The sequence below is a fragment of the Pantoea sp. NPDC088449 genome (assembly GCF_044753225.1).
Classification (GTDB): Bacteria; Pseudomonadota; Gammaproteobacteria; order Enterobacterales; family Enterobacteriaceae; genus Pantoea; species Pantoea floridensis.
In genome coordinates, this window is record NZ_JBIVMT010000002.1 from 125783 (window position 1) to 151094 (window position 25312).

Genomic DNA, 25312 nt, shown 5'->3' on the forward strand with positions numbered 1-25312 from the left:
AAGAATAGTTATTATTATCAATTACCTTAACACAACCTTAAGTGGCGGAAATAAACGCCACTTCAATCAGTTGTAACGGAGTTTTACGGCTGCGCTTAGGTGAAATCAGACAGTTTCTGCCCAGACGTGATCAGCTCCTGCAGCAACATCTGGCGACGCTCCTGCGGCGTATCACGGCTCACCATAAAGCAAATCGCGGCCACGGCCTGGCCACTCCGTGAACGAATCGGCGCGGCCATGCAGCAGGTGAAGCTTTCAGATAACCCTTCGGTCATGCAGTAACCCAGTTTTCCCGCATGGTGAATTTCATCAAGAAACGCCTGCTTATCGAGGATTTGACCGCTGGCGAGGCGATAATCCTCCTCCGGGATGAGATCCAGAATCGCGCTGTCAGACCAGTTGCTGAGCAGTAAGCGGCCGGTAGCCGTCCAGGTAATTGGCACGCGCACGCCGATATCTGAGGTGATCTTGAACGGATGGGCATTACTTTCCGAAAGCACCACGGTGTATTTATTGCCTTCCAGCATGCAGAGCTGCACGGTTTCCCCATGGCGCGCCACAATCTCCACCATCAGCTGATGCGCCCGGCGAATGAGGTCGTTGTGCGCCATGTAATCCGCACCGTAATAGTGCATTTCCCGGCCAAAAAAGACGGCGCCTTCGGCATCCAGTTCCAGCAAACCGGCTTCACTCAGCAGACTGACTAATTCATAAATGCTGGATCGCGGCGCTCCCGTCGCTTCAATCAACTCACGCATCGCCATCGGCTGGCGCGCACTGTGCAACTGCCGAAAAATATCAATAACCCGGTCAACGCCGCGCGCCCGTGAGGGTTTTTCATCCGGCATACACTCACTCTCCTGCTGCTCTACTACGAATAGTTAAGGGGATATAAGCAAAACATCATACACGTGGCTTATGCTTTTACCCATCTCAGATTAAATAAAAATTATTCATCAGAATTTTATTTAGGCGTTCTTTTTTGGGGCCTCATTTTGGCGCACTGCACCGCCCTCTCTTTTATAAAATCACGATAACGATCACATTCTCATTTAAAAATGAACGGTCGCTTAATTTTATTTTGCGATCCCGACTACATCACAAAAAATTAAATACCCATGCACATATTGCAAAAGAAAAAATCCTGTGCAAATCTTGCCCTATCCAGTATTGCAGATTGCAGTCTGGTATATCAGACAATAAGAAAACCACGCTTTCGTGCAAACAGGAGCAGGATGGGATGACGATTACACGTTATGGTGTAGAAGGTGGAACCGGGACGGGTGGGCAAAAACTACCCTTCGCTCGTGCAGTTGAAGCCGACGGCTGGCTTTACATCTCCGGCCAAACGCCGATGCGCAATGGTGAAGTCGTTGAGGGTGGCATCATCGAACAGACGCAACTGGCGTTCGAAAACTGCCTCACTATCATGCGCGAAGCCGGCTATCGCGTCGAAGATGTGGTGCACGTCACCGCGGTATTAACTGATGCACGCTATTTCAGTTCATTCAATAAGGTGTTCAGTGAGATATTCAGCGGCAATCCACCCGCGCGTATTTGTAGCGTGCAGGATTTAGTGGTGGACTGCAAAGTGGAAGTCGATATGAAATGCTTCCGTGCCGATCGTAAATAATTATTAACCTTAAAACAGGCTGGCGAAATTCACTTTAAGCGCCTGCACCAGGACAGCCTGTTATTAATTAATGCCTTTCTATTTTGCTGTGAAATAACGGCGCGATGCCGTCTCGTCAAAATATCTAAAGAGAGCATATAAATGAATACAACATCGCTAAAAATAAGCGTCAAAGCGGTAGCCAGTGCGCTGGTTTTACTGACTCTGGCAGGCTGTACGCCCACGGAAGAGAAAAAAGACGCTGGTGCAGCACCACAATCTGCACTGCAAACCGTGTTGCAGCGCGGCACCTTACGCGTGGGCGATTGCCTGAGCTTCGCTCCCTTCGGGTTTTACGATAAAGACGGCAATCCCGACGGCTACGATGTTGATCTCGCCAAAGCATTGGCCAAAGAGATGGGCGTGAAGCTTGAGATGGTCAATACCACCAGCGCCAACCGCATTCCCAATCTGCAAACCAATAAAGTGGATGTGGTGTTCTGTAACTTCACCCGTAATCTGGAGCGCGCTAAAGAGATCGGCTTTACCAACCCGTATGTGGTCGCGAGTGAAGCGATGCTGGTGCGTAAAAATAGCGGCATCCAATCTGCCCACGACATGGGCGGCAAAACGATCGCCACGGTGAAAGGTTCCACCAACGGCGACGAAGTACGCAACCTCGGCATCGACGTGAAGATTCAGGAATATGATTCATCGCAGGCGGCGATTCTCGCGGTAAAACAGGGCCAGGCCGATGCGATGATCGAGGATAACAACTTCCTCGCCTATCAGGCCAAGCTCGACCCGACGCTAACCGTCACCAATGAAGCGCTGGTACCGCTGGAATACAACGCCTTCGGCGTGAAACAGGGTGACCAGGTGTGGACCAACTATCTAAACGAATTCCTGTTTGAAATTAACGCTTCCGGCGAAAACGCCCAGCTGTATCAGAAATGGTTCGGCAACAAGCCGCGCTACCCGCTGAATCCGCAATATTGATGGCACGCGGCGCGGCAGAACATGCTGCGCCGCCCCAAGGAGCAGAACCATGAGTTATCAATGGCTAACCCTGTGGCGCTATGCCGACACATTTCTCGAAGCCGCCTGGCTAACCCTGCAAGTGACATTGCTGGCGTTTGCGCTGGCGGTCGCGCTGGGATTGCTCTCTGCGCTGGCTAAATCATCGCCGCTGGCGCCGCTGCGCTGGATCAGCCACTGCTACGTTGAATTCATCCGTAATACGCCGGTGCTATTGCAAATTTTCATCATCTTCTTTGGTCTGCCGTCGCTCGGTATCACCATGAGCGCCTTTACCGCAGGCGTGCTGGCACTGGGGATCAACGTGGGGGCTTATCTCTCCGAAACCTTCCGCGCGGGAATTCAATCGGTAGCCAAAGGCCAACTCGAAGCCGCGTGGGTGCTGGGGATTCCGCGGCGACAGATCTTCCTGAATGTGGTACTGCCACAGGCAGCGCGTGCGGTGTGGCCGGCCATTATCAATAACCTGATTCAGCTGTTGCTTGGCACCTCGTTGCTCTCAGCTATCGCGCTGCCAGAACTGACCGGCACCGCGACGGTGATCAATGCGCGTACGCTGCTCTATATCCAAACGTTCAGCGTGGTCGCGCTGGTGTATTTAGTGCTGAGCAACCTGTTCTCGTGGCTGGGAACGCTTGCAGGACGGCGCATGTTCCACCCGCCGCTGGTGACGCCAGTAAAAAAGTCCGCATGGTGGTGGGCAAGAAAATGGCTGACTAATCCATTGAAGCGGGAGCGCGCGCTATGAACGACTTAATCATCAGTTCGTTACCGATTCTGTTGAAAGGGCTCGGTATCACGCTGCTATTGTCGGTGGCGGCGATTATTGGCAGCACGCTGCTGGGATTGCTGGCCGCGGTGCTGCGCACCAGCCGCCTGCCGGTCGCCAGGCAGATCGCTGTGATCTATACCGAACTGTTTCGCGGCACGCCAGTGCTGATCACACTGATGTTCATTTACTTCGGCGTGGCTTACTTCGGCTACGACATCAATTTGTTTGCCGCCGGCATTCTGGGGCTAAGCATTTATCAGGGCGCATACATCGCCGAGGTGTTCCGCGCCGGTATTGAAGCCGTGCCGAAAGGTCAGTGGGAAGTGTCATGGATTCTTGGCATGTCGAAGCGCCAGACCTTCATGAGTGTAGTCCTGCCGCAAACGCGTGGCATCGTGCTGCCACCGCTAGCAGGGCAATATCTTTCACTGATTAAAGATACCTCGATCGTCAGCATGATCGGCATGTCCGAACTGATGCATCAGGGACAGGCGATTGTCGATCGCATCGGCCAGCCGGTGGTGGTTTACGGTCTGGTTGCCCTGCTCTACTTCGCTATCTGCTTCCCCATTTCCCGTTGGGTACAACATCATCAGACCAGGAGCCAAATTTCATGAGCAAATCCGCCATTACGCTGAGCCGGATCACCAAATCTTTTGGCTCTACCCAGGTTTTGAAAGAGATCAGTCTGGATGTTTCACCGGGTGAAGTGCTGGTGCTGATCGGTGCCTCTGGCTCGGGAAAAAGCACCGTGTTGCGCATTATGAGCGGACTGGAGATCGCCGACGGCGGTGAAGTCTGGGTGAATGAAGTGCCGCTGCATGAACGTAAGCGCGCCAACGAAATCTGCGGTCACGTTGGCATGGTGTTCCAGCAGTTCAACCTGTTTCCTCATAAAACCGCACTTGGCAACGTCACGCTGGCGCTTGTTAAAGCACAAAAACTGTCTGAAGCGGAAGCCACAAAGCGCGGAATGGCGGCGCTGACGCGCGTAGGCCTCGCTGAGCGCGCACATCATTATCCGGCACAGCTTTCCGGCGGCCAGCAGCAGCGCGTTGCGATTGCCCGTGCGCTGGCGGTGGAACCAAAAATCATGTTCTTCGATGAAGCCACATCGGCACTGGATCCAGAGTTGGTGGGTGAAGTCATGGAAGTGATGCGCAGCCTGGCGCGTGAAGGTATGACGATGGTGGTGGTGACGCACGAAATGGGCTTTGCGCGGAAAACCGCCGATCGCGTGGTGTTTATGGACCAAGGCGTTATTGCTGAGCAGGGTTCGCCCGAGCAGATTTTCGTTAATCCACAAAATCCGCGCACCCAGCAGTTTTTATCACGCGTGCTTGAACACTAACAGGAGGAGATATGTCGATTCGCTTTCCGCTGCAGGCGGATGGTTTATTAGATGAAGAGTTGCTCGCGCCGCGTTTTAAATCCGTAGCGGGTGCCGGAGATGCGCCGTTGGCAAGCGGTACCTCGGTGCTCAGTAGCGATCGCGTGTTTTCACCCTTGATGGTCATGAAACAGTCGGCGCTGGAGAATAATCTGCGCCAGCTGGCGGCCTTCTGTAATGAAAAAGGCGTGATGTTAGCGGCGCACGGGAAAACCTCGATGTCGCCCGCCATTCTGCGTCGCGCTATTGCGGAGGGTGGCGCATGGGGTTTAGGTGCTGCCACACCCGCTCAGGTACGCGCGCTGCGGCAGTTCGGCATTCGCAATGTCTTTCTCGCTAACGAGTTGGTCGATCCGGCGGGCATTCGCTGGATTGCACAGTGGCAACAGCAGCATCCCGATCACGGCTTCCTTTGCTATGTAGATTCACTGCAAGGGGTAAAACTGCTGGAACAGCACCTCGGTGACAGCCAGATTTCGGTTCTGCTGGAGATGTCCGTTAGCGGTGGACGTACCGGTTGCCGTTCCCAGCAGGCAGCCGTGGCAATTGCTGAAGCAGTTGCAGCCTGCCCGTCGCTCAAGCTGGTGGGTGTTGCCGGTTATGAAGGTGCACTTGGCGCCGGTCGCGATCAATCAGGTATTCAACGCGTCAAGGATTACTGCCAAATGATGATCGCAACGGCAGCAATACTGGCGGAGAAGCAGCTGTTTGGCAGCGACCACATTATTTTAAGCGCCGGTGGTGGAGTCTGGTTTGATGTGGTGACGGAGTGCTTTACCGCGGCAAAACTGCCCTTGCCGATGACGCCGTTGATCCGCTCTGGCGCTTATATGGCACACGATAGCGGTCTCTACGCTCGTATCGCGCCCTTTGCGCAACCTGGCGCATCACACCATTTTGAGGCCGCGCTCGAGATTTGGGGGCGAGTGTTATCACGTCCAGAGCCGGGATTAGCGTTCGTGGATTTTGGTCGGCGTGACGTGCCATTTGATCAGGATTTGCCCAACCCGCTGTGGATCCGCCGTGCCGATGGCAGCGCACCGCGCTCGGCAACGCATCTGCGCATCAGCGACGTTAACGATCAGCACGCCTATTTGCTGCTGCCTGAAGATGACCCTCTGCAGGTGGGCGATTGGGTGGGCTGCGGTATTTCGCATCCGTGTACCGCTTTTGATAAATGGCGCTATCTGCCGCTGGTCGATGATGATTATTGCGTCACAGATTCACTGGAAACAGCGTTCTGATGGTTTCATGAACCGTTTTAACCAGGTCGCCATGAATGGCGACCCTACAAAATGTGCAGGTTTTGTAAGGTGCGCATTCATGCGCACCAGGACACCATGTGTGGCGCCCCTACGATAACGCCAGCTTTACCGCGTCTTCGGCATGAATCAACGTGGTATCGAACAGCGGTACGCTGGCATCCTCTGCGTTCACCAGCAAAGTGATTTCGGTACAGCCCAGGATAATCGCCTCAGCGCCCTGCTCCACCAGCTCAGCAATAATCTTGCGATAATGCGCACGTGATTCCTCACGAATGATGCCGAGGCAGAGTTCCTGATAAATGATGTCATGCACCACTTTGCGCCCTGCTGTATCGGGCACCAGCACCTCAATCTCCGCCTGATTAAGCCGTCCTTTATAAAATTCTTGCTCCATGGTGAACGCCGTTGCCAGCAACCCCACCTTCTTCACACCCGCCTGACGAATGCGCTGTGCCGTGGCATCAGCAATATGCAGCAGCGGAATGCTGACCGCATCGGTAATCTGCTGCGCCACTTTGTGCATGGTATTGGTACAGAGTACGATGAAATCTGCCCCGCCCTGCTCAAGGCTGCGCGCGGCATCAGCCAGAATCTCACCCGCCTTTTGCCACTCGCCCGCGGCCTGTAGCTGTTCTATCTCATGGAAATCGACGCTATACATCAGGCTGCGTGCAGAGTGTAAACCGCCTAACTGCTGTTTCACCTGCTCATTGATAATGCGGTAATACAGCGCGGTAGATTCCCAGCTCATGCCGCCAATCAAACCAATCATTTTCATTTGCTTAACTCCATTTTAAATGCCCTGCTCAGCACTGTACGGGATTTCCGGCCAACGCGCTGAAGGAAACAACGATAAGCGGATATTGAACAGGTGGAACATCGGCGCAAACAGCCTGTTTTCCTTTATCGCTGCCGCTTCAAGACGTAACAGCAATGTATTGAGTTCTGCCAGCAGCTGCGGCTGCGGTGAGCTTTGTAACGACTTCAACCGACGTTTCAAAAACTGGCTGAGTTCATGGAACATCGCCGCGCTCTCAATATGATGTGCCAGCAAAAGTTCACGATGGCGCGTGTAGTAGTCGTAACAGTTCGCGCCCAGCCAGGCTTCGGCGATCAGATTACCGCCGGAGACTAAATCCGGAGCCGGATCGACACGTTTACGCGGCAGGATGATGTTGACCTTATCCAGCGTGCGCGACACAAACTGCTGACGCGCCGTCAGGGTCACACTGTTAAGACGCACCGTGGCGATAAAGTGCAGCAGCTCGCGGATCCCTTTGCGCACTGCGCGTTTGGCGGTCCACGAAGGACGCTTGTTACGGATCAGCGCCGTGATCACCAACGCAAAGGCAATGCCTACCAGCGTTGACAGCATGGCATTCACTATAAGCTGCAGATCGGGTTTGAAATGGTGGCTCATACCAATCAGTCCGGGAATTTGCGTGGCGACAATCAGGCCAATCAGATTGGTAGCAGGATTGGCGATAACCAAACCTAACGCCAGCAAACCCGGCGCAAGGCAAATCACTAACGCCTCAAAGGTCACGGCCTGCGGAATGAACAGCGTGATATACATCAGGCTGATCGCCATCGATATTAATACACCTTTAAGAAACAGCTTCATGGGCGCGATAGGACTGTCCATGCCAGCAAAAAACGAGCACAGCACAGCTGCCATCATCGGCGCAGTCGCCCCATCGGACCAACCGCTGCCAATCCAGAACAGGCAGGTCGAGAAAGTTGCGATAAACGCGGTGAATGACGACAGCAGCAATAACCCTTTATCAACGTGCTTGTGCGCACGCGCCATTTTTCCCGCTTTAACTGCCGGTGTCCATTCACTCACCCGCTCGCTAACGCTTTGATAGGCATCGACGATGCGCACAAAATTGAGCAGCCGTTCCAGTAAACCAATCAGCAAAATAGTCTCTTCGCTGTTAAGCCTGCCCTCCTGCCATGCATGTTTCAGCTGCTCTTGCGCGGCAGCGAGCTTATCGCGCACCGGCAGTTGCTCCTCATCGTTAAGCCACAGTAAAAATTGCTTGAACACTTCAGCTACATACTCAGGAAAACGAATCTGCTGCTGCGCGAGCAGATTAAGACGCGATTCGATGGCTGTCAGCGTTGGAATGAAATATGACAGATGCTGATACTGCACGCTGACGAGGCGCACAAGCCGCCGCGCCGCATCGCCTTCATAGACGCAGTGGGTAATCAGCGTTTCAACGTTGAGCGGATAGTTAGCCATCTGCACCAAAATATCGTCGCGCTCCACCGACTTCTCGGCGGGCATGGCGGTAACCAGTTCGCTGCAGAGTTTGCGCGCGTTCTGAAACCACAGGTTGACGCTCTGCTCCAACAGATTGCGCATCGAAACGGGCCAGAGCAGCCGATGTACCAGGCTACTGCAAACGATCGCCACGGTAATCTCCTCAATACGCGAAATCACCGTGTAAGTAATGGCCGAAGGGGAAACCACGTCCGGAAAGCCCATGATCGCCGCGCTGTAGCCTGCCAGCATAAATACATAGCTTTTCGGCGTGCGATCGTGCAGAGAAAGGTAGAGGCATACCGCCACCCACAGCGAAATGCACAGGCTGAATAGCAGCGGATCCTGCACCGTGGCGGGATAAACCAGCAGTGTGAACAAGCCACCCAAAAGCGTACCGAAGAAGCGGAAAATGGATTTCGACACCGTCGATCCCGAGTAAAGCTGTGAGGCAACGTACACTGTAGTCAGTGACCAAGCCGGTTTATCGAGATTGAGTTCCAGAGCGATATAAAAAGCCAGAAAGGCAGCAAGACATGTTTTGGCAGAGAACAGCACTGCGCTTTTTGAAAACCACTTCATAGAACAGATAAAACCTTATGCCGGCAGCGGAATTGCTTATCCTGACAGAAGCTTTTCGCAATGGCATTTTGATTTGTTATACAAATTATTACCGTGCTAATTATATGGGCATCTATGGAAATCGTTGTCTCCACGACACGCTGAATGCTGACTACAGTGAATGATCCAGATCACATAAAAATCAGTTATAAGCGATCGAAATTAGTTATTTATTGGTTATATAAGCGCTTTGCTAAGGTGGCAAAAAAACCACGAGAGAAACATCATGAAAGTAAAACTTCCTGTCCTGAGCGCGTTGGCGCTCAGCGTTGGCCTGCTCTCCACACACGCCTTTGCCGCTAATCCAGAGACCGTTACCATCGGCTATCAAAAAGCCAATATCTTTGCGCTGCTGAAATACCGCGGCACGCTAGATGAAACCTTCAAAAAAGAAGGTATCACTATTCGTTGGGTAGAATTCCCGGCGGGCCCGCAAATGCTGGAAGGATTAAACGTTGGCAGCATTGATTTGGCGGCGACGGGCGATGCCCCACCCGCCTTCGCGCAGGCGGCAAAAGCAGACTTGATCTATCTCGGCCATTCGCCAGCAAATCCCAAAACCGAAGCGATTGTAGTGCCAAAAGATTCGCCAATTAAAAGTGTGGCTGATTTGAAAGGTAAACGCGTTGGCCTAAACAAAGGCTCTGATGTGAACTACCTGCTGGTGAAGGCGCTGGAAGACGCCGGGCTTAACTACAAAGATGTTAAGCCGGTGTATCTGCCACCCGCCGATGCCCGCGCCGCTTTCCAGAAAGGTGCGATTGATGCGTGGGTGATTTGGGATCCATACCTTGCTGAAGTGGAAGCGAACGCCGATGCCCGTGAAATCCGCAATGCCGAAGGCTTAGTACCGCATTACACCTTCTATCTCGCCAGCCGTCCGTTTGCCGACGGCCATCCTGATACTGCTAAGCAGGTCGTAGATGAGCTGAGCAAGCTGAGCGACTGGGCGAATAAGAACCAGGATGAAGCCGCCGCGATTCTGTCGAAGTCCACCGGGCTGGATAAAACCACCTGGCAAACCACCTTAAAGCGTCTGCCATATGGCGCATCGCGCATGACACCGCAGGTGTTTGACGAACAGCAGGCGTTAGCGGATACCTTTACGCGAGTTGGCTTGCTGCCAGTGAAAGTGGATGTGCGCAGCGCAACCTGGTCGCTGGATAAGAAGTAAGTCATTACTGACTGATCACCATGAATGGCGTATTGCTCATCATTTAAGCATGCTCTGAGCCGCGTACAGACACCGCAGAGGTAACCTGGTCGCCATGAATGGCGACCCTACGTGACAGTCAGCGATGGTGAGTTAAGAGAAGGCTTCGCTGCTGCAGCGTGGGTGTTGAGGCGACATCCCAGCCCGCTGAACGAGTGAGCGATTCCAGGGCGAGCCGCAGGGATGCGGCGAGAGGCGGCGCTGAGCAGGAGCGAATCGCCGCCGGTCCGTCAGGAATCGTGAGGGAGTGAAGGCACCGCGCAGCGGCGGGATGGGCTGGCGCAGGGCCCGGGAGTGCAGAGGGCGCGGCCAGGCGTCCTCTGCTCGGTCGCCGCACGGCAGAACTGCAACTGCCTCAGCCGATGGCGAACGAAAGTCGCTCAGTGCTTAACTGAGCGGTATTACACCATGAATGGTGACCCCAGGATTATTTAGCAAGGCTTTGGTACGGTGCGCATGACGCGCACCTGCATTTATTAGCCCTCTCCCGCGCCAATCTGCCAGATGCTGGTAGGTGCGGTGCCATTCACTTTCCAGTCACCGATATCACGCGCCTTATAGACCACCGGATTATGTGACGAGACAGTTCGTGCATTGCGCCAGTGGCGATCCAGCGCCTTGCTGACGCGCGTATCGGATGCCCCCAAAGCGTTAAACAACTCGGTCGCTGCGCGCGTGACCAGCTCACTGGCTATCACCTGTGCCTGGCCCGCTTCAGCTTCAGCCAACACATTCGCCGCCACGATTTGCGCCTCATCGTTGCTCACATGCGCAACATATGCTGATTGCAGTGAATGGGTCGCGCGAATTACCGTGGCTTCGACTGCAAATGCCAGGCTGGTGATTTCGCCGATCACCTGCAATAGCTGCGCATCTTGACGTGCCGCCCCCGCGTTGCCATGGCTGTAAACTCGCTTGCGCGCTGCCACCGATTGTGCGCCGTCTCGCGCCACCGCGCGTCCGATTCCTGCAAGCGTCGCTAACAACACATGCTGATAAAAAGCAGTCTGATAGCGGAAACGCGTCGCGAAATCATAGACGTGCTCCTGCTCAACATGGGCATTGGCGAAGCGCGTGGTGCCGCTGCCGGTTAAGCGCTGGCCAAATCCGTCCCAGTCATCTTCACGCGTGACGCCGGGTTGGTGAGTGTTCACCAGAGCGATAACATCGCCCTGGTTGTCGTTGCGGCGTGCATAGACGTCAATCCAGTCGGCGAACAACGTACCGGTGCTGTAAAACTTCTCGCCGTTCAGCGTCCAGCCCGCTTCACCAGGAGTGACCCGGGTAATCACATCACCCAGTTTTACCGCGCCAATTTCCGTCCAACCGCTGCCCACCAGCTCACCATCAATAAAGCGGCGGAACCAGCCATCACGCTCTGGGCTATCCGGCTGGTTGAGTCGATCTTCAACAAACGCAAAATGTGCGCGCAGCGCCTGTGGCAGATTAGAGTCAGCTTCCGCCAGCTCGATTAGCAGCTGGAACAGCTGCGGCAGCGATGCGCCCCACCCGCCCTTCTCTTTCGGAACCCGCACCGTGCCGAACCCCGCCTCTTTCAACCAGGTGATGGGTTGATGGGGCAAAGTGCGCACATGCTCGCGTTCCACCGCACCTTGTGCGATGCGCGCAAACACCGGACGGAAATGCGCAGCCAGCGTGGCGTAATGGGTTTCTGTCACTAATAAGCTCATGGTTCACTCCTGATGTGAAAGATCATCGATGTCATGGCGCGTAGGCTCGTGGCGCACCGCCAGCAGGAAGAAGATCGGAATAATTGCTGCCAGTGAAACCACCCAGAACATATTGGTGCCAAGTGCCGCCTGCAGAAGCGGCAGAATAAATAGCGCCAATGCGCTACCAATGCCTGAGAGCGCACGACTAAAGCCCACGCCGGTGGCGCGAATAGAAGTGGGATAGGAAAGCGCCGGATAAACCATCAGCTGCGCGCCGGGACCAAAACCTTCGGCAAACAGCCACAGGCCAAGCATCAGGATGGCGAAAACAATACCGGCAATCGCTTCAGGATGACCAATCAACGCCAGCGCAATCAGCGCAAAGAACTGCAGTGCAAATCCGGCAATTGCCACGTGGCGCGACGGATATTTCCACGCCAGACGCATACCGAGCAGACCGCCGGTAAAGGCAAACAACGCATTGAGGCCAAGCGATGCCGAAATGGTTTCAAACACCCCCGCTCCCAGGAACTGCGCGAGAATTGACGGCAGGAAGAAGGCAATTGCGGTGTATTCAAATGAGATGCAAATGTTCATCACGCCCGCGACAATGGTGCGTTCACGCCAGGGTTTTTGGAACAGCACGCGGAAGCTGACCTTCGGCACGGCAGCAGCTGGTGGCGTTTCCGGTTCGGCTGCATGGGCATGAATACCATAGGAGTCGCGCAGGATACGCACAGCCGACTTGAGATCGCCCTGATTAGCGGCCCACAACGGCGACTCGTTCATAAACTTGCTGCGCACCGCGATGATCAATAGCGCGGGCACCGCACCGAACAGCAGCGACGCACGCCACAACCAATCAAGATGATCTTTCGGCAGCAGGAAATAGAGCGCAAAGATCAGCAGGAAGCAGAGCGTAGAAGCGGCATACCACATCGGGCACCAGGCAGCGAGTCGCGCTGCTTTGTTGCCTTTACCGGCAAATTTGGAGAATTCCGCCAGATAGGACATAGCCACCGGCAGATCGATACCCACGCCGACGCCCATCAGGAAGCGCGCGCCAATCAACACCCACACGTTTGGCGCTAATCCTGCGGCAATTGCCGAGACGACAAAGAACAGCATATCGGCCATAAACACCGAATAGCGGCCATATTTGTCCGTTAGCCAGCCGCCGACCAGGTTGCCGACAATGGTGCCAACCATAATTGATGATGTAACCAAACCGGTCAGCAGCGGTGAGAGTTGAAACTCGCGCACCACATCGTCAATACCGTAAGACAGCGTGGTGAGATCGTAGGCGTCAAGAAATACGCCGCCGAGCGCGAGGAATACAATCATTCGCGCATAATTGTTGGTTTTACTGCGGGTGTTGATCAGTCTTGCCACATCACTGACCGAACGGACCGGTTCTGAAACCGGGATGGTGTTTTCTAAAGGAAGAGAACTCATAGCGCCTCACGTTGTTGTTTTGTAGTGCAGGTGAGGGAGTTATAAACGCTTATTAAGCCGCGCCAAAACAACATTTATTGATATTAATTTACATAAATATCAATAGGTTAAATAAAAAACCAAACAGAAAAACCCGGACGCGCACGGCGAGTCCGGGGGATGGGTTAACCTGCAGATTAGTCAGCAGAAACCGGCACCAACACCCCTTTCACCAGCGGATCGTCGGTAGTCTTCAGCCATTGCTGTACGCGCGGATCGGAGAACGCTTTTTTCAGCTTCTCGATGTTTTCCTGGTCCAGATACGGCGTGCCGATTACCAGCTGCGAGGCAAAAGTGCGAGGCGCAGGTGGGAAGAGAATGCCTTTCTCGCGCGGCACCTTACCGGCATCAAACTGCGACACGTAGCCAATCGCCGCATCAACCGAATTCAGCGCACGCGGCATAGTCAACAGATCAAGCTCTTTAAAAACAAATCCATGTGGGTTGCCGACAATATTCTTTAGCTTCGCGGTGCGCGGCTCGACATTTGGATCCAGCGTGATTAAACCCTGACGCGCCAGTAACCAGAGTGCCTGCCCCTGATTGGCGCCGTCATCCGGTACGACAATCGTTGCGCCCTGTGGTAAATCCGCCACTGATTTATAACGATCGGAGTAAATACCAAACGCCCACTGGAACAGCGGCAGTGCCGACGTGAGCGCGAAGCCGTTGGCATCTACTACTTGCTTCAACCACCACTGATGCTGATACACCGTGGCGGCATATTGCCCTTCCGCTACCGCGCGGTCCGCCTGTACCGGGTCCTGCACGCCCACGGCTTCGAGTTTCAAACCATAATCCGGCGCGATGTGCTCACCGACGTATTCAATCAGCTTCTGCTCGCCCGCCATCGCTGGCTCAAAATGTATTTTTAACGTGGTGCCAAATACCACGGCCTGCGGCTGCTGGCTGCGCCAGAACCAGCCGCCTGCGGCGAGCACAACGACCACTATAATCAGTAGCAACCATGGCCAGCGCCGCGTCTTCCGCAGCTCAAAATCTTGTGTTGTCATAGCGATGTCCCCTGAGGATGACGTAATGCGTTGACCAAACGGTCGCCGAGAAATTGAATCGTTTGAATAAGCGCGATCAGCACCACGATGGTGGCGATCATGATGTGGTTGTCGAAGCGCTGGTAGCCGTACACTACCGCCAGATAACCAATGCCGCCCGCGCCGATGGTGCCGGCAATGGCGGAGTACTCAATCATGGAGATCAGGTTCAACGTGACGGCGGCGACAATCGCCGGCAGCGCTTCACTGAGCTGAGCCGAACGGATGATTTGCCAGCGCGAACCACCGCATACCAGGCCAACGGCCGTCACTTCGCCGGGCAGTTCGCGCAGTGCGTTATCCACCAGCCGACCAAAGAATGGAATACCTGCGGCAATCATCGGCACCACCGCCGCCGGAATACCGATGGTGGTGCCCGTCAGCCAGAAGGTAAACGGAATGATAGCCGCCATTAGCACCAGAAACGGCAGCGAACGGCCCATGTTGACGATCCAACTCAGCACCCGATGAATGCCACGATGCGGGAACAGACCGCGTGCCGAGGTGTTAAACAGTACTACGCCCACCACGCCGCCGAACGTGACCACAAAGAGCATCACGATAACCACCATCAATGCCGTTTCGCCAAGCGCGGGCAGCATTAATGCCGGAATCTCTGGCCACGGTGTATCCTGGCTCATTACCGATACGCTCATACTGCCTCCCTCAATGGCAATACGCTGCCGGAAACGCTGGCTATCAGGCCCAGCTGCTCAAACTGGGCCAGTAAACGTGCCAGCGGGAGACGCTCATGCTGGAAGTGAATGCCCACCTGCAGGCGTCCAGCTTGCAAACCGTTAACCTGCTCAACGTGCGCGCCGAGTAAATCAATGCGCAAACCGAACTGCTGACTAAGACGTGAGATCCAGTCGCTGGTGACCGGCACATCGGTGCGATAACTGAGCTGCAACACCAGTTCGGCATCACTCGCTTGTGCTGCCAGCGGGAGCAACCGCTGGCCCAGCGCAGAGTCAGGCTGCGCCAGCAACGCTTTCACCACGCCATACTGCACAATCTGGCCGTCGCGGATTTCTGCCACCGCATCGGCAGCCTGACGTACCGCGTCCATTTCATGGGTGATTAGCACAATCGCCAACTTGTAGTCATCACGCAGCTTTTTCAGCAGATCGAGGATGGTTACCGTGGCTTCAGGATCGAGTCCGGAAGTTGCTTCATCCGCCAGCAGAACCGTCGGACGCAGCGCCAGCGCACGCGCGATGCCGATACGCTGACGCTGGCCGCCGGAAAGCTGGCTGGGATAGGCTTTGGCTTTGTGACTGAGGCCAACGCTCTCCAACAGTTCACCGACGCGTGCGGTAATATCGCGATCCACCACGCCGAGATAGCGCAGAGGTAAAGCGATGTTTTCCCACGCCGTTTTGCGTTGTAGCAGCGCGGAAGACTGGAACACCGTGCCGATTGAGCGACGCGCCTGGCGCAGCGCTTCGCCATCCAGCCGGGAGAGATCGCTGCCGTTGACGCGAATACTGCCCGAGCTCGGTTGCTCCAGCAGGCTGATGCACTTCGCGAGCGTGGATTTTCCCGCACCGCTTGGCCCCACCACCGCAGTGATATTGGCCTGCGGTACTTGCAAATTGATGGATTGCAACACCTCGGTTAGGCGCCCATCGGGTGCGCGATAGTGCTTACTCAGCTGATCTATCTCGATCATGAGACCTCCTGCGGCGCGGAGGTTTTCACGCGGTAACCCGCGCCCGGATGCGGCGCTTGTAGCTGTGGACCGGCGGCGAATAGCTTTTCGCGCAGCGTGCCCTGCGCGTACTCTTTTTTATAGACGCCGCGCTTTTGCAGTTCCGGAATCAGTAGCTCTACGACATCTTCAAAGGTTTCGTGCGTCAACGCGTAGGCAAAGTTGAAGCCATCAACGTCGGTATCCTCTACCCAGCCCTGCAACTCATCGGCGACGGTTTCCGCGCTACCCACAATCAATGGACCAAAGCCGCCAATACCAACCCAATCCGCCAGCGCTTTAACCGTCCACTGGCGATCGGGATCGGCGGTGGAGAAGGTTTCAACCGCCGACTGAATCGCATTGGTGTGGATATATTTCAATACCTGGTCCGGCTGATACTGGCCGAAGTCGATGCCGGTCCAACCTGATACCAGCGCCAGCGCGCCTTCATAGCTGACCCAGTTGGTGTACTCTTTCCATTTCGCTTGCGCCGCCAAATCGGTTTCGCCAACAATCACGGTTTGCAGATTGAAGATTTTAATACTGTACGGATCGCGTCCCGCCCCTACGGCACGGCGACGGATATCCGCGACGGTTTTCTTCAGCAGCACTTTTGAAGGCGCCGCCACGAACACGCATTCGGCATGCTCAGCAGCAAACTGTTTGCCACGGCTTGAAGCACCGGCCTGATACAAAACGGGTGTGCGCTGCGGGGACGGCTCGCACAGGTGAATACCGGGTACGTTGAAGAAGGTACCCTGATGATTGATAGGATGGATTTTGCTCGGGTCGCTGAAAATACGGCGCTCTCGATCGCGCAGTACGGCATCCTGTTCCCAGCTGCCTTCCAGCAGCTTGTACACCACCTGCAGATATTCATCGGCGTAATCGTAACGACTATCGTGATCGGTTTGCGCCTTGTGGCCGATATTGCGTGCGCCGCTCTCCAGATAAGAAGTCACGATATTCCAGCCAACGCGCCCTTTGGTCAGGTGATCGAGCGTGGACAGGCGGCGTGCAAACGGATAAGGATGTTCAAACGATAACGACGCGGTAAGGCCAAATCCGAGGTGTTCCGTAACCAGCGCCATCGGCGTGATCAACGCCAGCGGATCGTTAACCGGTACCTGCGTAGCCTGGCGAATAGCTGCATCGCCGTTGCCGTTTAATACGTCATAGATGCCAAGCACATCGGCAATGAACAGACCATCGAATTTACCGCGCTCTAACAGGCGCGCTAAATCCACCCAATATTCCAAATCTTTATACTGCCAGGAGCGGTCACGCGGATGCGCCCACAGGCCCGGCGACTGGTGTCCGACACAGTTCATATCAAATGCATTCAAGCGTATTTCACGTTGCGATGGCATAGCAATCTCCATAGCGAGGCCGTGATCGTGTTACGACCCGGCGTTCGTCAGTTAATTTTTAGGATGTTGAGAGATTAAAGCGCTGAAGGGGGACATCGCTCGGCGTGAGCGATTTGCAATTCTTCTAAAATCTGGGTCGCCACGTCGGCAGCGTGATCGGCTACCTGCGGTAAGCCCATCAGTTCACCAAAGCGCGCTCGTGCAGCCGGGCCAACCACAAACAGGCGCGCGTTTGGCTGGCCTTCGCGGTTGAGCGTATGCGAATGGCTATCTACATCAATGCCAAAACCCAATTGGTCAGCGCGAATCACACCTTGCTGGCTCAACGATTGCAGCAGCGGCTGGCTGGCGGTTAAGGCGGCATGTCCGGGCCCGGTGGTGACAATTAAATGGTCGACATGATGTGTCTCCACGGAGCCATTGCGTAAGCGCAACGCGATCGCTAACCGATCGCCCTTTGCGGCGATATTGTCAAGACGCGCAGCCAGCACCTTCAGGCTGCCCAGCTGCTGACGTTGACGGATGACGGTGGAAACCTGCGGCGCAATGCGGTAGCGATGAACATCCCACCACGAGCGTAAATGACGAGCAAACCGCTGCTGTTCGCGCAGCGGTAACGATTGCCAGATCTCCTGCCCCTGCACGCGCACCTGATCCAGCACGCGCTGCCACGGTAACTGCTGTTCGGCGGCACGCACCACTTCCGCTCGAATGTGATGAAGCCACGCGCGGGCAGTAGGGACGATCTGCGGAGCCAGCGTCCACTCCGGCCAGTCACCGCTCAGATTGTCACGAGAAAGCTGCCCACGGCGCGAGAAGGCGATGAGCGAGCCTTGATGCTGGCGGGTGCCTAACGACGCCACGACATCTGCCATACTGAGCCCGCTTCCGATGATCGCTACTGATGCGTCAGGTTTGATGGCATCGAGAACGCCATGCTGCCACGGATTGGCAATCAACCCGGGATGTGACGTGAAAGGCCGTAACGCACGCGGCAACGACGGTGGCGGATGACTTACCGCCAGCGCCAGCACGTCTCCCTGTAACGCCTCACCATTACTGAGTAACAGCTGCTCTCCTTCCCAGGCGACCGCACTGGCCTGAATGTGGCGCAGTGTAATCTGTGGATGCGCTTTTGCCGCCGCAGCAAACTGTTCCGCCAGATAACGTCCAAACATACCGCGCTGCGGATAAACAGCGCCGTCAGCGCAATGGGCTGCTGAATCCAGTGAACATTCTGGCTGATTGCGAAACCAGCGATCAAATGCGCCCTGCTCTTCCCCACTGAGTTGCATGCGCGCAGCGGGAACATTAATGCGATGCGCAGGTTCCGGTGTGGAATAGGCAACACCGCCGCCAAGAGTGGCACGCGGTTCGACCACTGTAATCTGTAACGCAGTTGACGACTGACGCGCGAGATGAATCGCCAGCGCCGTACCGCTGAAGCCGCCACCGACGATGATCACCCGTGCAGTTGCCATTGCCTTCTCCTGCATTAGCTGGCGCTCGCCTGTTTTGAAGGACGCTTATCGCCGCCAATCGTTTCGCCAAACGGGCCGGTATTAATGGTGCGCGCGCGCTGCTGCTGTCCGTTCGCAAGAGGGAGCAGCGGTAACAACAGTTCAGCCACGCGATGGGCTTCTTCCAGATGCGGATAACCTGACAGGATAAAGTTGGTTACGCCTAACGCCTGATATTCGCGTATCCGTTCAGCTACCTGTTCAGGGCTGCCGACTAACGCGGTTCCTGCTCCACCACGCACCAGCCCCACACCCGCCCACAAATTCGGCGAGATGTAGAGATTATCGCGCGAGCCGTTGTGCAAGGCGCTCATACGCGCCTGACCGGCGGAATCCATACGCGCAAAGATCTTCTGCGCCTGGGCGATAGTCTCTTCATCAAGATGGGCGATCAACTTCTCTGCCGCCGCTTTGGCTTCGTCTTCGGTCTCGCGCACAATAACGTGCAAGCGGATACCGTATTCAAGCTTACGCCCGCGCTGCTCCGCACGTGCACGCACCACTTCCAGCTTCTCAGCTACCTGGGCAGGCGGTTCGCCCCAGGTGAGATAGGTGTCAATCTGCTCCGCCGCAACATCGATAGCGGCATCGGATGAACCACCAAAATAGAGCGGCGGACCGTTTTCCTGTACCGGCGGGAACAGAACTTCTGCCCCTTCAACGTGAATGTGCTTTCCTTCGTAATCCACTTTCTCGCCACGCATCAGCCGACTATAGACATCCAGAAACTCTTTGGTGACCTCATAGCGTTCACTGTGGTTAAGGAAAATGCCATCTCCTTTGTTCTCAATCGGATCACCACCTGTCACCACATTAATCAGTAAACGGCCTTCAGACAGACGATCCAGTGTGGTTGCCATACGTGCGGCGAGCGTAGGCGGCTGCAAACCGGGACGTACCGCAACCAGATAACGCAGACGACGCGTAATTGGCGCCAATGCCGACGCAACCAGCCAGGAGTCCTCGCAGCTTTTGCCCGTTGGAATTAACACGCCATAAAAGCCGAGGTTGTCTGCGGCGAGTGCAACTTGCTGCAGATAGGCTAAATCGACTGGGCGACCGCCTTCAGCGGTGCCCAGGTACCGTCCATCGCCGTGTGTCGGTAAAAACCAGAAGACATTAATTTTATCGTTCTCGGAATCGGCCATTATGCTTTTCCTATATAACTTTATTAAAAAATGATCAATTTGAACTGCTTATTTAGTTATATAGCTATTAGCAGAATCCGTGCCAGGTTGGAAAATAATGATAACCGCTTAAATTCAACCAGTTACCTTTTATAAGTGCTGACTGCTCAGTTGCAATTGCAACTCAATCACAACAGCTATTGCTGCATATGCAACAGCTTATGCTTTTTACATGGTGTTAATAGTCTCTGTGAGCATTTAGCTTAGCGCTATGCTGTTTAAGGAGTGACTCCATGTTAACCACCTATGCCAACCATACCGATTCTCCACGCCTGGTCGACCCGGCTTCACTGGCGTTCCAATCTCTGCTGGATAAATTCGCTCCAACCGATGCAACCGTGCTGATAGTCGGTGAAACCGGTACGGGTAAAGAAGTGGTCGCGCGCTATTTGCATCATCATAGCCAACGGCGCCACGGCCCTTTCCTGGCGGTTAACTGTGGCGCATTAACCGAGAGCCTGGCTGAGGCGGAACTGTTCGGCCATGAGAAAGGGGCATTTACCGGTGCTACTCAGGCGCATCCCGGCTGGTTCGAATCGGCACAAGGCGGAACATTACTGCTCGATGAGATCGGTGAACTGAGTCCGTCATTGCAGGTTAAACTGCTGCGCGTTTTGCAGGAGCGTGAGATCACACGTGTAGGTTCACGCAAATCAGTAAAGGTAGATGTGCGCGTGATTGCGGCTACCCACGTTGATTTGGCGCAGGCGATCCGTGAACGGCGCTTCCGCGAAGATCTGTTTTATCGTCTCAATATTGCGGTGGTTCCTTTACCTCCGCTGCGCCAGCGTCGCGAAGACATTCCACTGCTGGCTCAACATTTCCTCGCACTCTATGCCCGCCGACTCGGACGTCCTGCAAGACACCTCTCGCCAGATGCTTTGGAAGCGCTGCTGGAATACAGCTGGCCCGGCAATATTCGTGAGCTGGAAAATACCTTACATAATGCCGTGCTGCTTAGCCGCGAAGAGACATTAACACCCGCTCAACTACGTATTGCTGGTTACAGTGAACGAGGCTTGCATGAGTTGTCAGATTCCACTCTCGACAGTTTTCTGCAGCAACAGCTGATCAGCCAGCCGCAGCAACTCTTCGATCGCGTCATCAATAGCCTGATTAGTAACGCGCTTGAAATGACCGACCAGAATCAAACTCAGGCAGCGGCGCTATTGGGTATTAGTCGGCACACCCTACGTACGCATTTGGCAAATCAGGGAATGATTAAAGGACGGCGCAAAGCGGCATTGTCACCACCGAATGCCTTTATTCAGGGTAAAGAAGAGCGTGAATTACGTATTGGTTATCAAAAATTTGGCAATCTGGGTGTATTGAAAGCACGTCAAAGCCTGGAACACGTCTTCGCTGAGCAGGGGATCAGTGTGCTCTGGAGTGAATTTCCTGCTGGCCCACAATTGCTCTACGCACTGCAAAACAATGAGATCGACTTTGGAACCACCGGTGAGGTGCCTCCTATCTTTGCACAAGCTAACGGCAGCAGTGTGACCTATATCGCCTGGGAACCGCCCGCACCGAGCAGCGTGGGTATTGTTGTGCCGCGCGGAAGTGATATTCGCAAAATCGAGGATCTGCGCGGCAAACGCATATCGGTCAATAAAGGTTCTAACGTTCACTGGTTACTGCTGCAGTTGCTGGAAGAAGCGGGAATCGGCCTGGAGGAACTGAAAGTGGTCTACACTCCGCCAAAATATCCTTTGACGGCTAGCGATTATCTTTCGGTTGATGCATGGATGATGTGGGACCCGCTACTCAGCGCGGCAGAAAGTAATCCTGAGCTGCGCATTTTAGTTAATGGTGAAGGGCAGGTAAATAATCACCAGTTCTATCTTGCTCGTCGTGATTATGTTGAAAAGCACGATGATATTCTCAGACAGCTGGTGGAAAGCTTACAGCAAACTGGCTCATTCATTGATAGCCATCGTCACGAAGCATCTGCAATGTTAGCGCAAGAGCTAGGGCTGGAAATGGCAGCAGTGGAACGTGCACTGACGCGCCGCAGTCATAAAACCCGTGCAATGGCTTTTGAAGTCATAAAGGAACAGCAGATAATTGCCGACCGTTTTTATGCGTTGGGACTGATTAATAAACCGGTGCGCGTGCGTGATGCTATTTGGCAGTTTTCATCAGCGTTGGCACTCATTGAGTAGGCCAGGACAGTAAAGTTATCCACGCTTTCTGTGGATAAATCATTGTATATCATCTGGCTCATAAAATTTTATTGCAACATCTTGAAACGGTGCCAAAGCGTATACAGGGCGATTTCAGGCTGAAATTAATTACAAAAAACCCTTATAATCATTAAGTTATACATGAAATTAGTATGGCGAGCCTTTGAAATTTCATGCATGGTAATTGGAGGAACTTTGCATAGTGCTATTGAAGCTGATTAAGCATTCAGCTGGTTAAATAGGCCGCAGCAGGTTAAAGAATTCTGGTGAATTCAACCATGCTGACAAAGTAGATAGGCTTGAAATGTTGGCGATTTCAGGCTGAAATTTCTTCGCTGATAATCGATAATTCATACAGTTAGCGATGAAATAGTGCTGGCGAGAGTGGAAGAAGGTATAAAAATACCGCCCGAAGGCGGCATTGTCATCACTGGTTAAGGTATTTGTTGAGCGTCTCGTTAATCACTCTATCCAGCTCTTCCTGCAACTCTTTGGACTGGCGGTTAAACTCATAGCTAAACATGCGGCCGCGCGTTTTCTTGCGCGCAAAGCGATCTTTATCGGCAAAGCTCCAAAGCGGGGTGGCAACAACTTTATCTTTCGCTGGCGACTGCATTAGCGTTTGGCTGCCATTACGCACCAGGCGCAGAATTCCATTCTTGACTTCATCTTCCGCTAACCCATCACGTGCACATACAGTATCGACGTCCATCCCGATGGTATCGATCAACGCATCTACCGTTTGACCCGTTTCCTGCAATTTCTCGTAAGCCTGCAATAATGCTTTGTAATCAGGATAGGTGAGTTCCGAGTGATTGGGGAACAACGTCACCAGCTCCAGCGGCACGCTAGCGGCCTGCAGGGCTCGGGTAACCTTAGCCTGCGATAAGCCTTCACTCTGCGCGATTTCCTTTTGTGACAAGCCACTGTCCTTAAGGGAAAGTAAACGCATACCCACTTCACGCAGGTTATGTTCACGCGCAGTTTGAATATCCTGAGCCAACCGGCGCGCTTCATCAGCAGTAATAGCAACCTCTGTAACCAGTACATCCAGCCCAGTTTTGCAATGCAACGCGGCTGCACGACGACGGGAGCCGTCCAGAATTTCAATGCGATCGTCGCGCTTCACACCTATTGCCGGGAAGAATTGCTGCAATTTGATGGTGCGGATAATGTCGCGCAGTGATTCAGGGGTTAGGCCAGACTGATCGCGGCCATTGGTTTCCATTTTAACGAAGGTTTTTTCTTCAATCTCTTTCGCGGTGATGTGCTCAAGCGTGAACAGCGCACGTTTACCCGTTGAAAGAATGAAAGTCTGAGAATGGCCATCGGCGCTTTCCTCAGTCTGCAAAGGAGTTTGGCTGAAGGTGCGGCCAATCGTAATTCTTTTTGCGCTCATAATAACCTCAGTTCAGGCGAATGAATTCAATACGGTCAAATACGGCTTTAGCGAAATCTTCCGCTGCTGAACGCGCATTCTTTAAAGCTTCGGTGCTGCCTACATAGGTTGATGGATTGGCAGAGATAACGGTGTCAAACGACTCACCACAGCGCTCAAATCCATCCAGACGCGGCAGTGCTGCATCGAGCATATCGCCGCCAAAAATTTCTTTCGCCAGGCTGTGACACAGCTTGTGGTCGGCTTTATTAGACAGTTTAGACATGAAGCCAATATTGCCTTGCAAGCGGCATGCCGCGCCCGATTCTTCAATGATGCCTATCAGCTCAGGTAAGCGCGTCAGATACTTCAGCGTAGAGTGGAAATCCACTTGTGCGGGTGGAACCGGCGTCATCAACAAATCTGAAGCGGCAATGGCATTTTTGAGGAAGGCATCCAGATGCGGTCCGCTATCGATAAAGATAAAGTCGTAATCCTGCTTCAGCTTGGCGACTACATTGTCATAGAGCACAGCATGGACGTTATGATCCGGCAAATGCGCGGCGCACAGCTCTTCCCACCGTGAGGCGATGAAGGCGTCATCAATAGAAGCGGGCAGCACATCCACGCCTGGAATAATTGATGAAACGATGAACTCGTTAAGTAACTCTTCACGGCTCACGTTTTGCAGCATAGCCTGGGCGGCAGTTGCCTCAACTAATCCTACTGAACGCTCGTGGTTCAGGAACATCGTTGCGGAAGATTGTGGATCAAGATCGATAACTAAAATGCGCAAATCTTCGAATAACAAATGTGGATGCGCGCGGAGTGCGTGAGCAAGAGAGACCGTAGAAACGGTTTTCGATACTCCACCTTTCAGATTACCAACAAAAATGCTGAACGCTTCAGGGTGGCGGTCACGATATTTGGGTACGCCGCGATGATGATAGATATCGATAATATTTTGAATCGACATGGCATACTTGGTTGAGCTACCTGCAGCACGCTTATCGAACGGATAACCGTTCTCTTCCATCTCATTAACGGCGTAATCAACGCTCGCACGCGTTAGCTTTGGCAGTTTGGCTAACGCCGCTTTCGCGTAAACCTGATAAAAAGTGTTTTCCTGCAACTCTTCTTTCTGCGCTTGAATTTGCTCGGTCAAACTCATCAGCATTCTTTCTGAACGTTGTGCAACTTTCAGAACTTGCTTCTCATCGTTAGCCATACTTGCTCCACACATGTAGGATTTATGACTTTATACATAAATCCTGCACACGAGGCAAATATATCTCTTCTGCACAGGAACAGTCAGTTCTGAGGAAATACCTTGGCTGAGAACGATTTAAGCCAAACATTCACTGTAATCAGTGCACACCTTTTAGTCTTCAGCCTTTTATTGTTCAAAATTAAACCGTGCATTACTTGCTCATTGAATCAAAGGTTCACTGTAATCAGTAGTCGCTTCTATTTGTTACTGCTTGCCGTAAGCATGAAATAGGGCAGTTGCGGCTGAAATCTGAAAACATTCACTGTAATCAGCAAAGCTTGTCCAGGCTCCCTTAACGTTCACTGTATT

The 25312-nt window shown here is 53.7% G+C and carries 21 protein-coding genes; 8 read left to right on the plus strand and 13 right to left on the minus strand.

From position 1 onward, the window contains the following. Window positions 1-95: 95 nt before the first annotated feature. Window positions 96-848, minus strand: a complete 753-nt coding sequence (locus ACIP6T_RS11835) for an IclR family transcriptional regulator (protein WP_345830286.1) — start codon at window positions 846-848, stop codon at window positions 96-98. Window positions 849-1240: 392 nt separating this feature from the next. On the opposite strand from ACIP6T_RS11835, the gene ACIP6T_RS11840 reads away from it, so the two are divergent. From ACIP6T_RS11840 to ACIP6T_RS11865, 6 genes are all read left to right on the plus strand, one after another. Next, the gene (locus ACIP6T_RS11840) at window positions 1241-1633 is read left to right on the plus strand and encodes a RidA family protein (protein ID WP_097098238.1); all 393 of its coding nucleotides are present in this window, start codon (window positions 1241-1243) and stop codon (window positions 1631-1633) included. Window positions 1634-1774: 141 nt separating this feature from the next. Beyond that, entirely contained in the window at window positions 1775-2611 is an 837-nt protein-coding gene (locus ACIP6T_RS11845) for a transporter substrate-binding domain-containing protein (protein ID WP_097098237.1), read from the plus strand. 49 nt (window positions 2612-2660) lie between these two features. Further along, complete coding sequence (locus ACIP6T_RS11850) at window positions 2661-3398, plus strand: amino acid ABC transporter permease (protein ID WP_400457293.1); 738 nt, start codon at window positions 2661-2663, stop codon at window positions 3396-3398. Continuing rightward, the gene (locus ACIP6T_RS11855; protein ID WP_345830288.1) at window positions 3395-4039 is read left to right on the plus strand and encodes an amino acid ABC transporter permease; all 645 of its coding nucleotides are present in this window, start codon (window positions 3395-3397) and stop codon (window positions 4037-4039) included. The genes ACIP6T_RS11850 and ACIP6T_RS11855 overlap by 4 nt, the downstream gene beginning before the upstream one ends. Further along, window positions 4036-4773 (plus strand): amino acid ABC transporter ATP-binding protein, encoded by a 738-nt coding sequence (locus ACIP6T_RS11860; RefSeq protein ID WP_345830290.1) that lies wholly within the window; start codon window positions 4036-4038, stop codon window positions 4771-4773. The genes ACIP6T_RS11855 and ACIP6T_RS11860 overlap by 4 nt, the downstream gene beginning before the upstream one ends. 11 nt (window positions 4774-4784) lie before the next feature. Then, on the plus strand, window positions 4785-6056 hold the full coding sequence (locus ACIP6T_RS11865) for an alanine racemase (protein ID WP_400457296.1): 1272 nt from the start codon (window positions 4785-4787) through the stop codon (window positions 6054-6056). A 109-nt stretch (window positions 6057-6165) separates the two neighbouring features. Here ACIP6T_RS11865 and ACIP6T_RS11870 read toward each other — a convergent pair whose 3' ends face one another. Beyond that, entirely contained in the window at window positions 6166-6855 is a 690-nt protein-coding gene (locus ACIP6T_RS11870; RefSeq protein WP_097098232.1) for an aspartate/glutamate racemase family protein, read from the minus strand. 15 nt (window positions 6856-6870) lie between these two features. Beyond that, window positions 6871-8928: an FUSC family protein gene (locus ACIP6T_RS11875; RefSeq protein ID WP_400457298.1), complete on the minus strand. Its 2058-nt coding sequence runs from the start codon at window positions 8926-8928 to the stop codon at window positions 6871-6873. A gap of 265 nt (window positions 8929-9193) precedes the next feature. On the opposite strand from ACIP6T_RS11875, the gene ACIP6T_RS11880 reads away from it, so the two are divergent. Continuing rightward, a complete protein-coding gene (locus tag ACIP6T_RS11880; RefSeq protein ID WP_400457299.1) occupies window positions 9194-10141 on the plus strand; it encodes a sulfonate ABC transporter substrate-binding protein in 948 nt (315 codons plus the stop codon). Window positions 10142-10656: 515 nt separating this feature from the next. Here the strand turns inward: ACIP6T_RS11880 and ACIP6T_RS11885 are convergent. From ACIP6T_RS11885 to ssuD, 8 genes are all read right to left on the minus strand, one after another. Beyond that, window positions 10657-11871, minus strand: a complete 1215-nt coding sequence (locus tag ACIP6T_RS11885) for an acyl-CoA dehydrogenase family protein (protein WP_400457301.1) — start codon at window positions 11869-11871, stop codon at window positions 10657-10659. 3 nt (window positions 11872-11874) lie between these two features. Next, complete coding sequence (locus tag ACIP6T_RS11890) at window positions 11875-13308, minus strand: MFS transporter (protein ID WP_400457303.1); 1434 nt, start codon at window positions 13306-13308, stop codon at window positions 11875-11877. Window positions 13309-13484: 176 nt separating this feature from the next. Continuing rightward, on the minus strand, window positions 13485-14360 hold the full coding sequence (locus tag ACIP6T_RS11895; RefSeq protein WP_400457305.1) for a MetQ/NlpA family ABC transporter substrate-binding protein: 876 nt from the start codon (window positions 14358-14360) through the stop codon (window positions 13485-13487). Beyond that, window positions 14357-15055, minus strand: coding sequence for a methionine ABC transporter permease (locus ACIP6T_RS11900; RefSeq protein WP_400457306.1), 699 nt, complete (start codon window positions 15053-15055; stop codon window positions 14357-14359). The genes ACIP6T_RS11895 and ACIP6T_RS11900 overlap by 4 nt, the downstream gene beginning before the upstream one ends. After that, window positions 15052-16071: a methionine ABC transporter ATP-binding protein gene (locus ACIP6T_RS11905; RefSeq protein WP_097098225.1), complete on the minus strand. Its 1020-nt coding sequence runs from the start codon at window positions 16069-16071 to the stop codon at window positions 15052-15054. The genes ACIP6T_RS11900 and ACIP6T_RS11905 overlap by 4 nt, the downstream gene beginning before the upstream one ends. Next, a complete protein-coding gene (locus ACIP6T_RS11910) occupies window positions 16068-17462 on the minus strand; it encodes an LLM class flavin-dependent oxidoreductase (protein WP_400457308.1) in 1395 nt (464 codons plus the stop codon). Before ACIP6T_RS11910 ends, ACIP6T_RS11905 begins: the two co-directional genes overlap by 4 nt. 74 nt (window positions 17463-17536) lie before the next feature. Beyond that, a complete protein-coding gene (locus tag ACIP6T_RS11915) occupies window positions 17537-18943 on the minus strand; it encodes an FAD/NAD(P)-binding protein (protein WP_400457310.1) in 1407 nt (468 codons plus the stop codon). A 14-nt stretch (window positions 18944-18957) separates the two neighbouring features. Further along, a complete protein-coding gene (ssuD, locus tag ACIP6T_RS11920) occupies window positions 18958-20130 on the minus strand; it encodes an FMNH2-dependent alkanesulfonate monooxygenase (protein WP_345830302.1) in 1173 nt (390 codons plus the stop codon). Between the two features lie 272 nt (window positions 20131-20402). On the opposite strand from ssuD, the gene ACIP6T_RS11925 reads away from it, so the two are divergent. Then, on the plus strand, window positions 20403-22334 hold the full coding sequence (locus ACIP6T_RS11925; RefSeq protein WP_400457312.1) for an aliphatic sulfonate ABC transporter substrate-binding protein: 1932 nt from the start codon (window positions 20403-20405) through the stop codon (window positions 22332-22334). A gap of 448 nt (window positions 22335-22782) precedes the next feature. On the opposite strand, the gene ACIP6T_RS11930 is transcribed toward ACIP6T_RS11925, so the two are convergent. Continuing rightward, window positions 22783-23754 carry a ParB family protein gene (locus ACIP6T_RS11930; protein WP_345830306.1) on the minus strand — a complete coding sequence of 324 codons (972 nt, stop codon included), beginning with the start codon at window positions 23752-23754 and terminating at the stop codon, window positions 22783-22785. A gap of 7 nt (window positions 23755-23761) precedes the next feature. Then, on the minus strand, window positions 23762-24961 hold the full coding sequence (locus ACIP6T_RS11935) for an AAA family ATPase (protein ID WP_097098219.1): 1200 nt from the start codon (window positions 24959-24961) through the stop codon (window positions 23762-23764). Between the last annotated feature and the right edge of the window lie 351 nt (window positions 24962-25312).